Origin of the sequence: Streptomyces sp. NPDC059010 (assembly GCF_042740355.1) — a bacterium.
GTDB lineage: Bacteria > Actinomycetota > Actinomycetes > Streptomycetales > Streptomycetaceae > Streptomyces.
The window spans coordinates 304512-317154 of sequence record NZ_JBHYJA010000003.1 but is presented as its reverse complement, the minus strand read 5'-3'; the positions used below and the strand labels follow the sequence as shown (position 1 = coordinate 317154).

Annotated in this window: 8 protein-coding genes and 1 pseudogene; 4 read left to right on the top strand and 5 right to left on the bottom strand. The window is 71.3% G+C overall.

Annotated features, from left to right (window positions below):
- Nucleotides 1-57: 57 nt before the first annotated feature.
- From ACFWYS_RS04980 to ACFWYS_RS04965, 4 genes and pseudogenes are all read right to left on the bottom strand, one after another.
- Nucleotides 58-828, bottom strand: a pseudogene (locus ACFWYS_RS04980) (serine/threonine-protein kinase); the annotation flags it as partial.
- A 10-nt stretch (nt 829-838) separates the two neighbouring features.
- A complete protein-coding gene (locus ACFWYS_RS04975) occupies nt 839-3154 on the bottom strand; it encodes a bifunctional serine/threonine-protein kinase/ABC transporter substrate-binding protein (RefSeq protein ID WP_384763430.1) in 2316 nt (771 codons plus the stop codon).
- Complete coding sequence (locus tag ACFWYS_RS04970; RefSeq protein ID WP_384763427.1) at nt 3154-3936, bottom strand: hypothetical protein; 783 nt, start codon at nt 3934-3936, stop codon at nt 3154-3156. Before ACFWYS_RS04970 ends, ACFWYS_RS04975 begins: the two co-directional genes overlap by 1 nt.
- Nucleotides 3937-4336: 400 nt before the next feature.
- Nucleotides 4337-7261 carry a helix-turn-helix transcriptional regulator gene (locus tag ACFWYS_RS04965; protein ID WP_384763424.1) on the bottom strand — a complete coding sequence of 975 codons (2925 nt, stop codon included), beginning with the start codon at nt 7259-7261 and terminating at the stop codon, nt 4337-4339.
- 356 nt (nt 7262-7617) lie between these two features.
- On the opposite strand from ACFWYS_RS04965, the gene ACFWYS_RS04960 reads away from it, so the two are divergent.
- Both ACFWYS_RS04960 and ACFWYS_RS04955 read left to right on the top strand, forming a co-directional pair.
- Nucleotides 7618-8616 carry an RNA polymerase subunit sigma-70 gene (locus ACFWYS_RS04960; RefSeq protein ID WP_384763421.1) on the top strand — a complete coding sequence of 333 codons (999 nt, stop codon included), beginning with the start codon at nt 7618-7620 and terminating at the stop codon, nt 8614-8616.
- Between the two features lie 233 nt (nt 8617-8849).
- Nucleotides 8850-9308, top strand: coding sequence for a DUF6069 family protein (locus ACFWYS_RS04955; RefSeq protein WP_384763418.1), 459 nt, complete (start codon nt 8850-8852; stop codon nt 9306-9308).
- A gap of 173 nt (nt 9309-9481) precedes the next feature.
- Here ACFWYS_RS04955 and ACFWYS_RS04950 read toward each other — a convergent pair whose 3' ends face one another.
- Nucleotides 9482-10357: a LysR family transcriptional regulator gene (locus ACFWYS_RS04950; protein ID WP_384763415.1), complete on the bottom strand. Its 876-nt coding sequence runs from the start codon at nt 10355-10357 to the stop codon at nt 9482-9484.
- 70 nt (nt 10358-10427) lie between these two features.
- Between ACFWYS_RS04950 and ACFWYS_RS04945 the strand changes: the two genes are divergently transcribed.
- Together ACFWYS_RS04945 and ACFWYS_RS04940 are read left to right on the top strand one after the other, a co-directional pair.
- Complete coding sequence (locus ACFWYS_RS04945) at nt 10428-10793, top strand: nuclear transport factor 2 family protein (RefSeq protein WP_384763412.1); 366 nt, start codon at nt 10428-10430, stop codon at nt 10791-10793.
- Nucleotides 10794-11130: 337 nt separating this feature from the next.
- Nucleotides 11131-12639 carry a DUF4246 domain-containing protein gene (locus tag ACFWYS_RS04940; protein ID WP_384763409.1) on the top strand — a complete coding sequence of 503 codons (1509 nt, stop codon included), beginning with the start codon at nt 11131-11133 and terminating at the stop codon, nt 12637-12639.
- Nucleotides 12640-12643 lie beyond the last annotated feature (4 nt).

The following is a 12643-nucleotide window of genomic DNA, read 5'->3' as shown; positions in this document are numbered from 1 at the left end:
GCCTCCCCCCCCCCCCCCCCCGCCCCGCGCCGCCCCCGCTCAGCCCCCGGCGCCCGGGGTGGGGCGGGCGCCGGGCTCCTTCGCCAGGCAGTCCCGCAGCAGCGGCAGCAACGGCGCCGGTACGGCGTCCAGGTCCGCCTCGCCGTGGACCGTACGCACCAGCACCTCGGCCGCCGAGCCCCACCCGAAGGGGCGCTCGCCTGTCACCGCGTACGCCAGCAGACAGCCGAGCGAGAAGACGTCGCTGGCCGGCCCGATCTCCCGGCCCCGCCCCTGGGCCTGTTCGGGGGAGAGGAACCCGGGGGAGCCGACCACCATCCCGCTGGCGGTGAGCGCGGTGTCCTCCGGCGGCCGGGCGATCCCGAAGTCGATCATCCGCGGCCCGTCGACCGCGAGCAGCACATTGGCGGGCTTGACGTCCCGGTGCACCAGACCCGCCCCGTGCACCGCCTCCAGCGCCTGGGCCAGCCGCGCCCCCAGGACGCGGGCACTCCGGTACGGCAGCGGGCCGCACTCCTCGACGGCCTCGGCAAGGGAGGGCCCCGGCACGAACTCCGTGGCCAGCCACGGCGACTCTGCGTCCGGGTCCGCGTCGAGCAGCGGTACGACCCAGGGGCTCGCCACCCGGCCCGCAGTCTCCACCTCGCGGCGGAAGCGGGCCCGAAAGCCAGGGTCATCCGCGTACGCGGCGCGGATGACCTTCACCGCGGCGAGCGAACCCCCACCGGAGCGGGCCAGGTAGACCACGCCCATGCCGCCCGCGCCGAGGCGGCGCAGCAGCCGGTAGCCCGTGATCCTGGCCGGGTCGGCTCCGCGCAACGGCTCCATCAACACCCCATCAGGTGGCCACCTGATACGGCGCCGGGCCCTGGTACGCGAACCTGCCGCCCTCGACCTTCCACAGGTGGACGCCACTGCCGTCGGCCACCAGCGCCCCCGTCTCCTTGGTGAATGCGAGGTTGCGGGCGATGCCCTTGTGCGACCCCGAGCGCAGTGCCGTCGTCAGACTCTGCCGGGTGCGGCGCCCGACGCTCAGCGACCGCAGCGTTCTCACGGCGAACTGCGCCACGTCGTACGTCTCCACGGCGTACCGCTCCGGCTCCGCGCCGAAGAGCTTGCGATGGGCGGCCCTGAACGCCTTCGCCTCGGGCGCCACGGTCGCGTCCATGGCCGGGGCGACGATCACCCAGCCGTCGGCCGCGTCCCCCGCGGCGGACAGGAACCGGGCGTCGAGCACTCCTTGGGCGGCGGCCCTGGCTCCCGCGAAGTCCCGGCGGTGCAGTTCCCGGGCCAGCAGCGCGGCCCGGTCGTGGTAACCGGCGAAGACCACCGAGTCGGCGCCCCCGTCCAGCAGGGCGTCCAGGGTCGGCCCGAAGTCGGTGCGCAGCGCGCTGACCACCTTGGGCACGGCCGGCAGCGGGACCTTGCGCAGCACATCGGCAAGGATGCTGCTGATCTCCCAGCCGTAGGCGTCCGCCGCCCGGTCGTCGACGATGCCGACCGTGCGCGACTTCGCCGTACCGCGCAGGTACGCGTCCAGATAGAGGGGCAGGAGCGCGTCCGTCACCCGGGTGTGCAGGAAGGACCGGCTGCCCATCAGCTGCAGCACGGTGGCGCCGGGCGTCACCGCGATCAGCGGCAGCGACGCGGCGTCGTACGTCGCCAGCGAGGCCAGGGCGGTGGCGTCCGTGGTGGGACCGATCACCGCCAGCACGGAACGGTCGGCGACGAGTTTCCTGGCCGCCTCGGGTGCCCGGGCCGGATCGCCACCGTCGTCCACCGTCTTCACGGCGAGGGCGAAGGGCCTGCCCGCACGGGAGTTGAACTCGTGGACCGCGAGCCGAAGCCCTCGTTCCTGAGCCCGGCCGACCGCCTTCTGATCACCCGTCAGGTCGGCGTGCAGGCCGAGGGTGTACACCGGACCGGTGGCCGTCGGCGTGGCGTCGTCCTCCCCGCCGTCCTCTCCGCCGCCGTCACCGTTGAGCCCCGCCCACGCCGCCAGTCCACCCCCGGCAGCGACGACCGCCGCGCCTCCGGTCAGGAGCAGGAACCGGCGTCTGCCTACGGCACGGGCCGTCGGCCGCGCGGCCGCGGTGTCCGGCCCGGCGGTGCCGGCGGACCCGGGGTCGACCTCGGTCTCGTCGACGGCGGGCAGGGCCAGTCCGGCCGCCGAGCGTTCCGCGATCAGCCGGACCAGCGGCTCGGGCAACCAAGCCTCGTCCGCGGGGAGTTGCCCGTCGGCCGCCTGCTCGGCCTCGCCGTCGGCGCCCGTATCCGGCGCGTCGGCGTTCTCCGGGGGCGCGGGACGCACCGCCCGCAGGGCCTCCCGCGGGTCGGGTGGCGTTTCCGACGCGGCGACCGTGAGCGTCTCCGACAGCGCCTGCGCCGTAGGCCGCAGCTGCGGGTCCTTCTCCAGGCAGCCGCGCACCACCTCGGCGAGCGGCCGGGGGACGCCCTCCAGGTCCGGGGCGTCGTGCACCGTGCGGTACAGCAGCGCGTCCAGCGAGCCCGTGCCGAACGGAGGACGGCCGGTGGCCGCGAAGGCCAGCACGCAGCCGAGCGAGAAGATGTCGCCCGACGCCGCCAACTCCCGTGTGCCCTGAGCCTGTTCGGGTGGCAGGAAGCCGGGGGTGCCGACCACCACACCGGTCGAGGTGAGCGCGGTGTCCTGCGGATCGCGGGCCACACCGAAATCGATCAGCCGGGGCCCGTCGAGCGCCAGCAGCACATTGCCCGGCTTGACGTCCCGGTGTACGAGGCCGACGCCGTGCAGGTCCCCCAACGCCTGGGCGAGCCGTGTCCCCAGCACGCGCAGGGTCCGTAGGGGCAACGGCCCGTGGGCCGCGACGGCCTCACCGAGCGAGGGTCCCGGTACGAAGGCGGTGGCCAGCCAGGGCTGCGCCGCATCCGGGTCCGCGTCGACGAGGGACGCCACCCAGGGACTGGTCATACGGCGGGCCGTCTCCGCCTCCCGACGGAACCGTTCCCGGAAGTCGGCGTCCTCGGCGTACTCGGCCTGGATCACCTTCAGCGCGACCAGGGAGCCGCCTGCGGAGCGGGCCAGGTAGACCACCCCCATCCCACCGGCGCCGAGCCGCCCGAGCAGCCGGTGGCCCGCGAGTCTGGACGGGTCGGAGGTACGCAGCGGGTCCATCACTTCCCCTTCAAGCGCTGCTGGACGCGCGCCAGCATCTGCCCCAGGGCGTCGGCGCCCAGTTGCTGGAGTTCCTGCTCGGTGTGCCCCTTCGCGCCCGTCACGGAGACGGCCGCGACGACCGTGCCCAGCCGGGCGACCATCCACCGGTACGGCTGCGCGGCACCGTCCTTCTCGACGTACTGCCCGGCCTCCAGCACGGAGTCGTCGGCGTACTCCTGCTCGCGGGCGCCGAAGGGGGTGCCGAGCGAGTTCAGGCCCGTGATCCGGACGTCGGCCCGGGGGTGCTGCTCCGGGCAGCGCAGGACTTCCTCCAGGGTGGTGCTCAGCTGTTCGTCGGCGCCGAGGGCGGAGGAGTGCACGGTGGCCGCGGCGGTCACCTTGACAGCACCCTTGGAGCCGTCGGCGGGCAGCAGGCTGTAGCGGGACAGGCTGGCCAGCACTCCCCGAGGGGCCTTCTCCCGCTCCCAGCGGCAGCCGTCGTCCAGCACGGCCCAGGTGCCCGGCCGGCTCACGGCAGGATCCTGGGCGACAAAGCCCCGCCCCCAGTCACCCGGAGCGAACACCACCGACTCCACCAGCCGCTGTCCGTCCTTCGAGGTTCTGGGGACGAGGGAGGCGTCGGGTGTGAAGACGGGGGTGGCGGTCGACCCGCCCGACGGGGGCGCCGTGGCTTGCGGCGAGGCGGTGCGCGCGGACCACCCCGTCTGCCGCGGGGACCCGCTGTCCGCCCCCTGGGCCGAACACCCGGCCAGCAGACTCCCCGTCACCAGGAGCGTCACCCAACTACCCCGTACGCCATGGGCGTTGCCTCTCACGCATTCCCCTCTGCACCACTCGGGTTGTCCGACTGGTCGAACGTAGACGGCGGCGGGGGGCGGCGGCCTCAGTGGAAATACGTAATCGACTACGGGATTCGCCTACGGGTTTCGCCATGTTGCAGGGTGTTCGGTGCGGAGGCGGCGTGGACTACGTGGTTTCACGGATGCGCAGGCCCCCACGGCACCGCCACACTGAGGCGATGCGAGGAGCCCTCTGGCAGTCCGGGTCGTGGTGAGCGCCGTGTGCGGGGCGTTCATGCAGGGTGTGGCTTGCCACGGTCGCCGTCGCCGTCGTGGTGATCCTGGCGGCGCGGCCGCAGGCGGCGGGGACCTGCGCCCGTCACCGACCCACCGCAGGCGCTCACGACCCGGCCCCCAGTCCGACGCGGGTCATGAGTCCGGCCAGGGCCGCGCGGGACGGTACCGACGCCTTGCGGTAGATCGAGGAGAGGTGGGTCTCGACGGTGCGCCGGCTGAGGTGGAGCCGGGCGGCGATGTCCTGGTTGCTCAGCCCCTGCGCCACCAGCTCGGCCACCTCCAGCTCACGCGCGGTCAGTTCCGCCAGCTGCGCCGGGAGCGCCGGTGTCTCCGCCATCACCTGGGGGCGGATCAGTTCGGCGAGGTCCACCAGCAGGCGTGCGCCGCCGCCGACGGCGATGCGGTGGGCCCGGTGCCACATCGCGGCGGCGCGCGCTCCCTGCCCGGTGCGCTGCACCAAGGGCGCCGCCCGCAGCAGGGAGTACGCCTCCCACAGGGTCTGGCCGCAGCGGACGTATTCCTGTGCCGCCGCGTCGAGGAGTTGTACGGCCTTGCCCGTCTCGCCGTGGTGCTCGGCCAGGGTGGCCCGGGCGCGCAGGGCGGCCGCGCGCTGACCGTCGAGGCCGAGCCGGTCGGCCTCGCGGGTGGCTTGCGCGGCCCAGCGGCCGGCCGCCTCGACGTCCCCGGCGGTGAGGGCCGCGGCCGCGAGGGTGTCGAGCTGGCCCGGACGGATCGACGGCTGCAGCAGGGGCAGTTCGGGGCCGCCACCCGCCGTCGTGATGGCCTCTTGGGCGCGATGAGGGTCACCGCTGACGAAGGTCGCGTGCCCGAGCATGCACCAGGCCAGCGACGACCACCAGCCCCTGCTGCGACCGGCCGCGGCGGTGGCCTCCTCACCGGTGGCCAGGGCACTTCCGTCGCCCAGCGGCCGGGCCAGCAACAGCACCAGCGTCTTGATGGCCAGGGTGAAGCCCAGAAGGTCGTCGCTGCCCGCGGCCCGGGTGATGGACTCCGCCTCCTCGGCGGCCTCCAGCGCGGACGGCAGACGGCACGTGGTGAGGTGGACGAAGGCCCGGCTCGTCAACAGATGGGGCAGGACGTGGAGTTGTCCGGTGCGGCGGGCGATGCCCAGCCCCCGGGTGATGTGCCGCTCGGCGTCGGCGTAGCGCTCCAGCAGGGTCTCCGCCCAGGCCAGCCAGACCAGCGCCTCGCACAGACCGGCGAGGCCGGGATCGGTCAGCGCGTCCGCGAGTGACGCGGCGGAGTCGGCGAACCCGGCCGCCGCCTGTGTCTCGCCCTCGTACGCCTCGCCCAGGGCCGCGAGCGCGAGCGCAGCCGCCTCACCGGTGGGATCGCCGTCGGCGCGGGCGACGGCGACGGCCTGCGCGACGTCCGCGCGTGCCTGCGGATAGGACGCGGTCAGCAGGGCGGACATGCCGAGGGCCAGGCGCAGGGAGACCGCCTGGGCGGGGGACGGGCCGGGATCGCGGGACAGCTCCCGGCGCAGCAGGGCGGTGGCTTCGGGGGAGTGGCCGAGGTGCCGCTCCATCACGGCGCACTGGGCGACGGCCCGCGTCCGCAGTTCGGGATGATCCTTGCCGGCGGTCTCGATCAGGGAGTGCAGCAGGTCCCGGCTCTCCCGGAGGTTCCCGCTGACGCCGAGCGCGCGGGCGCGTGCCAGGATCAGTTCGCCGCGTTGCGTGAACTGGCCGGGAGCGTCCGGCATATGGGTCAGGACGACATCCAGCAGTTGGGCGGCGATGGCCGGCGCGGTCGACGCGAACCGTGCGGCGGCTTCGATGAGGACCTCCGCGGCCTGGGCATCCCAGCCGGTCAACGACCGTGCGACGTGGCGGGCCCGCTCGGTGGCGGGGGCGCCGCGGCGGGCCAGTTCCCGCGCGGTGCGGCGGTGGAATTCGGCACGCCGGCCCGGCGCGGTCCTCTCGTAGACCAGGGCCCGGACCAGGGGATGGCGCAGCATCCACCGGCCGCCCGGCCCGGCGCGCAGCACATCGCGCGCCACCAGGGCTGTGGTCGCCTGCTCGACGTCCCGGACGGAGAGCTCGCTCGCCTCGGCCAGCAGGGCGGACGAGGCGTGGTCGCCGAGCGCCGCGACCGCCTCCACGAGCCGGCGCTGGGACTCGGTGAGCGTGCCCAACTCGTCCAGCAGCAGGGCCGCGAGCCCGCCGGGTACGCCGGCCGCGTACCCGGCGTCCGTGGCGTCGGCGTGGATGTCCGGGGTGAGGCCGGGCAGGGGCGCCCCGGTGCGGTGCGCGTGACCCAACGCCAGCAGATACAAGGGGTTGCCCTCGCTGGCGGTGTGCAGTCGCTTGGCCTGGTCCTCGGTGATGTCGGGCCCCAGTACCAGGACGGACTCCTGCTCGGAGAGCGGCTCCAGGGCGAGGTGCAGCACGGTCCCGCTGTCCGCGCCGCGCGTCAGCGCCGCGGTCAGGGATGTCGGCGTCTGCCGGGCCCGCCGGGCCACCACCAGCAGGACGCGTCCGCGTGCGGGGTGCCGGATCAGATGGTCCACGAGCTCGCGTGACGCGGGATCCGCCCAGTGCACGTCGTCCAGAACCAGCACCAGACCGCGCTCACCCAGCTGCGTCGCGAACGCTGCGATCGCCCTGTGCAGCCCGAACCGGGCGGCGGCGCTCTCGACGGAACCGTTGCCGGAACCGTCGCCCGGGGCCTGCCGGATGCCGTGCAGCACCGAGTGAACCTCGGCGAAGGCGGGGTCGGCGAAGGCGCCCTGTGCGCCGGGATCGGCGTCGGCGTCGGCGAACGCGTCCGTGAACAGATGGAAGGGAACCTGCTGTTCATACTCGCTGGCCCGTCCGCGCAGTACGGTGAACCCGGCCCTGCGAGCCCTCGCGCACACCTCGTCGAGCAGTCTGCTTTTGCCGATGCCGGGTTCACCGACGACGTCGACGACGTCGACGGCCTCCGGCAGCCCGGAACGGCCCAGGCCTGCGAGCACCGCATCCAGCCGTTCGAGCTCCGCCGATCTGCCTACCAGTCCCGCCACGTCCTCGTCCCCCCAACGGTGATCTCTCACCTGCGCTGATCTTGTCTCCCCACAGGTCACCCTAAGGGGCGGGTTTGTGCCCCTCCCTGACACGGGCCAGTGCATGTGAAGGTGACCTTCAGCAGGGCGTTGAACGCCTTGCCCGGCTCGCGAGTGCGCCGCCCGTCCTGGAGCGGATGTGCGTCGTACGTACGGGCGAGCTTGGGCGCCACCTGGATCTTCGCGTCCGGAACGCCGAAAACCCGGCATACCAAGGATCAGAACCGCTCAGCCATCCGACCGACCCCAGTGATGAGTTTTCGCGCCCGTACCCGTCACATCTACGACGGGGCACGACGAGGCGGAAGGATGACGTGATGAGTGCGGACACGCTGCTGGAGGAGCTGGGTGTGAGCGGTCTGGGCGAGGTCGACGAGTCGGCGTTCTCGGGGCTGGTGGAGCGGCACCGGCGAGAGCTGCACGTGCACTGCTACCGGATGCTCGGTTCTTTCGAGGACGCCGAGGACACCGTGCAGGAGACGTTCCTCCGTGCCTGGCGGCGGCGGGAGACCTTCGAGGGGCGGTCGACGTTCCGGGCCTGGCTGTACCGGATCGCCACCAACGCCTGCCTGGACCTGCTCGCCAAGTGCCGCCCGGAGCCTGCGACCGGCGGCGAGGTGCTGTGGTTGCAGCCCTACCCGGACCGGCTCCTCGACGAGCTGCCCGCGGGTGACACGGACGAGCCGGAGACCGTCGCCGTCGCGCGGGAGACGATCGAGCTGGCGTACCTGGTCGCGGTCCAGCACCTCGCGCCGCGCCCGCGGGCCGTGCTGATCATGCGGGACGTGGTCGGCTGGCCGGCGAAGGACGTCGCGGAGCTCCTCGGTGACTCCGTCAACTCCGTGAACAGCGCGCTGCAGCGGGCCCGCGCGGGCATGCGGGAGCACCTGCCCGCCGAGCGGCAGGACTGGACCGGCGGCGAACAGGACGCCGGGACACGCGAGCTCGTGCGCCGCTACACCGATGCCAGCGTGGCCACCGACGTACCCGCGCTCGCCTCGATGCTGCGGGACGACGTCCGCTGCTCGATGCCGCCCACGCCCGGCCTGTACATCGGCCGCGACGCGGTGGTGACCGACTGGGTCGAGAGCGGCTTCGAGGGAATGAAGGGCCTGCGTGCCTTCCCCACCTCCGTGAACCGGCAGCCCGCCGTCGCCTTCTACCTCTGGCGGAAGGAGGAGGGCGCGTACCTGCCGCTGACGATCGACGTCCTGCGCGTCACCGGCGGGGTGATCACCGAGATCGTCACGTTCCACGACGACCGGTTCCCGCGGCTCGGGCTGCCGGAGCGCCTGCCGGCGGACGGCACGGAGTAGTCCCGGTGTGGCCGCTCGCCCTGCGCGGTGGCGCGGGTGTCGCGGCGCAGTGGTCGCTGTGCAGTGGTGCGACGCATTCGGCGTCGTCACCTGTGGGCGTGACGTCCGAGCCCTGCCGAATCCCGGTCGTCGCGCGGCGAGGGTGCGCAGGTGCGCATGGTCACCCCAGGGCCAGGGCCGTCACATGCCGGTCAACACCCCGTACGCCAGGTACCGAATGGTGGAGGAACGACATGAACAGCACGAACGACACCGGAGTCGTCGCAGGCCCGGCATCGGGCCGGACCAGCCGCCCCCACCGACTCCGCGGGCTCGCGGGCAACGGCTTCATTGCCACACTCGCGGCGATGGTGGCCACCACCCTCGCCGCGGCGCTTGCCCAGGCCGTTGGCGTCGACTTCCAGGTCCCCGATGGTGGCGAGACGATCCCGTTGCCCGGGTTCGCCGTAGTGACCGGCTTCTTCTCGGTCATGGGCGTCGTCATTGCCGCCGCTCTTCTTCGCTGGAGCGCTCGCCCCGCCGAGCGATTCGTGTGGACGGCAGTGTCGCTGACCGCGATCTCGCTGGTCCCGCCCCTTCTCTCCGGCGCGAACACCGCCACCACCACCGCCCTCATCGGGCTGCACTTCGTCCCTGCGACGGTGATGATCCCCACCCTGACGCGAAGCCTCCGCACCCAAGGACGTGCATGAGCACTGCTCGCGATCACCTGTCAGAAGGCGGTGGGACGCGTCCGCTCAGGCCGCCCCTGGAACGTCCGAGTAGGGCGGGCTTCAGCCTCACTTTGCGTCGGCGCCGGATCCGCCGCCGCTCTTCCCGCCCGGGATACTTCGCCTCGTCTTGCGGCTTTCGCGATCACGCCAACCTAGCCGGCTCGCAGAGCGGCGAGGAGCCTGGTTCGCAGGAGCTGTACGGCTGGGGAGTGCTGACCTCGGCGGGTGATGAGTCCGAGCCGGGCATGCGTGGCGGCGTCGGTGAGCGGGACCGTCCGCAGGCCGGTGCCCTGCGTGGAGGACGCGCTGAGGACGGCGACGCCCGCGCCGCGCTCGGCGAGGCGGAGCAGGGTGACCGGAGAACTGGCGTCGATGTCCACGCGTGGTGCGAGACCGATCCGGTGGCAGGAGTCCTCGTAGGCGGCGCGGATGCCGGTGCCTGGGGAGAGGCACAGAATCTTCTCGCCCGGTAGGTCGCCAAGGCGCAGTTCCGGTCGGTCGAGGGAGTGCCCGGCCGGGACGACGATGGTGATCGGCTCGTCGATGACGACGCTCGCCTCCAGGCCTGGGGCGACGTCGCCTGCGTAGCCGACCAGGGCGAGGTCGAGAGAGCCGGCGAGGACCTGGGTCTGAAGGTCGTCGGAGTAGCCCTCGTGAAGGCTGAGCTCGATGCCGGGGTGGGTGCGGCCGAGGTCTGCGATGGTGTCGAGGAAGGCCGGGATCGAGCACCCCATGATCATGCCGAGACGGACCCGGCCGCGGACGGCATCGGCGAACTCGGCGGCGGTGTGCTTGATGGCGTCAAGGGTGGCGAGGGCGTTCTTCGCAAGGGGGAGAACGGCCTGACCGGCCGGGGTGAGGCGGACTTGACGGCCGGAGCGGTCGAGCAGTTGCTGGCCCAGTTCCAGCTCCAGCTTGGCTACTTGGGTGCTGATGCCGGACTGGCTGACGTGCAGGCGATGGGCGGCGGCGGTGAAGGTGCCCTCGTCCATGATCGCGGCGAAGTAGCGCAGCTGGTGTATCTCCATACGCATTGATGATAGATCGCATCTGATTCATCTGTTGGACGGATGGATGACATGGATGGAGAGTGGAGGCATGACGACGAGGACTGCGCGAGAGCTTGCCGAGACCTACTTCACCGCCTGGGAGGCGGGCGACTTCGATGCCTTGCGGGGGGTGCTGGCCGAGAATGTCGACTTCGTCGGAGCGCTGGGAACGGCGTCGGGGGTGGAGGAGGCGCTCGCTGGGCTGAAAGGGCTCGGTCAGGTGCTGGAGAAGATCGACGTGAAGGTGCGGGTCGCGGAAGGCGGTGAAGTGATCACCTGGTTCGACCTGTGCACAAGCGTTGCGCCGCCTGCACCGACGTCGAACTGGATGCACGTGGAGGATGGGAAGGTCACCCGGATCCGTGTGACCTTCGACCCCCGCGCACTGCTGGCGGGATTCGAAAGGCAGAACTGAACGCGGAAGACCCGGCCACCACGTTGATCTGAATCGACGCGTTCTCCATTACCCTCGCGCCGCGCTGTTCGGCACCGGCATCCGCCTGTTCGACCGCGGTGGGCCGTTGGACGGGTAGGTACTCCCCACCCAATGGCAAGGCAGTGCGGCAGGGGTGAAATGGCCGACTCGCCCTGCTTTCCGTATCCGTGACGGTGCACCAGGCGGACTACGGACATCACGCGACTGCGTCCAAGCCCCGGCTCTCGGACCGGCGATGACGGGGACCACGGCTGCGGTGTCAGTCCGCTGAAGTATTGTTCCCGCCACCGCACACCGACTGGGAGGACCAAGAGACTTGACCGGCCTGTCTGCTTTCCCGCTGCCCTTTCATGCCTCACGTTCCATATCGTTCGCGACGCCCCGAACGCTGCGAGAACTTCAGATGATCCAGTACAGCTCGCTCATTCGGGCGAAGCCGGGGTGGTTCGACAAGATGAACGATGCCGACATCGTCGCCAGGTGGACGCAAGAAGCGGTCGCCCAGGGCCTCACCGAAGCGCAGGTCCGTTACGTGCTTGCCGAACTCCTGCATTACGCCGCGCTGCGGGACGGGCGAACCGGCATCGAGGTCTCGGCCGTCGACGGGGTGTGGCAGTCGGACACACTGGTCGATGACAATCTCAGGTCCCGGCTGCGCGAGGCGGCTCGGGTTCTGGAGCAGGTCCCCGAAGCAGAACTGGACTGGCATCCCGGATCCGACGGCCAGGTGCTGGATCTCGTTCATCCTTCACTGTTCTGCCTGGTGAGGGAAGTGAGCGGCGCGCCCGAGAGGGCTTGGCAGAACCCGACGGACCGCTACTCGAAGTACGAGTTCTCGGAGAAATTCCAGTGGCTGCCCACGGACGTCGACGTCAGTGACGACGGCGATGTCGCCTTCCGTTCGTACGTCAACAACATCCACCCCGAGACTCATCGCGAACTGGCCTCCGTCCTGCCGGACTTGTTCGCGCGCATGCGTCCCCTCCTTGAGAACGTGCTCACCGATCTGCGCCATCCGCGGCCCCTGCGGATCGAGGCCGATCCTTACGGGTGGTACGACTCCAAGCCGGAGTACCCGGACAGGTCTTCATACAGTGATGACGGTGCTTACGGAGAGGCCGTCCACCTATGGGGAGAGGCCCAGGACGACTGGTGGGAGAACCGCCGCCCGGTCATCCCGGACGCCCCGGCCTTCATTCCGCCCGAGTTGCCCGACGATTCCGCCCGCGTCGACCTGTGCGGCCGCAGTCTCCAGGTCATCGTCAAGCTCGCCACCATTCATCTCACCCCGGACAAGCCCGAGTATCCCGGCGGTTCCTGGCATGTCGAGGGGATGATGAACGAGCGGATCGTCTCGACCGGCATCTACTACTGGGACAGCGAGAACATCACCGAGAGCCGGCTGAGTTTCCGGGCGGCACTCGACGACCCGAGCTACGAACAGAACGACGACAACGGCCTGCGTGAGGTCTACGGCCTGGAGGACGAAGACGCACTGAACCAGGTGCTGGGGTCGGCATCGACTCCAGCGGGCCGCTGCTTGGCGTTCCCGAACATCCTGCAACACCGTGTCGGCTCATTCCGCCTCACGGACCCCACCCGCCCGGGATACCGCAAAATTCTCGCGTTCTTCCTGGTCGACCCGTCGGAAAAGATCGTCTCGACATCCGATGTGCCGCCGCAACAACCATGGTCCGACACCTCGACCATGTCGCTTGAACAGGCCAAGAACTACCGTGAAGAACTCATGCAGGAACGCAAGTTCTTCGTCGACGAACACAACGAGCAGCTCTATGAACGAGAATTCTCCCTCTGCGAGCACTGAGTTC

Bases quoted from the DNA above. Each gene is read 5' to 3' on its own strand.
- ACFWYS_RS04960 (WP_384763421.1), top strand. From the start codon at position 7,618: ATGAGTGCGGACACGCTGCTGGAGGAGCTGGGTGTGAGCGGTCTGGGC.
- ACFWYS_RS04950 (WP_384763415.1), bottom strand. From the start codon at position 10,357: ATGGAGATACACCAGCTGCGCTACTTCGCCGCGATCATGGACGAGGGC.
- ACFWYS_RS04945 (WP_384763412.1), top strand. From the start codon at position 10,428: ATGACGACGAGGACTGCGCGAGAGCTTGCCGAGACCTACTTCACCGCC.
- ACFWYS_RS04975 (WP_384763430.1), bottom strand. From the start codon at position 3,154: ATGGACCCGCTGCGTACCTCCGACCCGTCCAGACTCGCGGGCCACCGG.
- ACFWYS_RS04955 (WP_384763418.1), top strand. From the start codon at position 8,850: ATGAACAGCACGAACGACACCGGAGTCGTCGCAGGCCCGGCATCGGGC.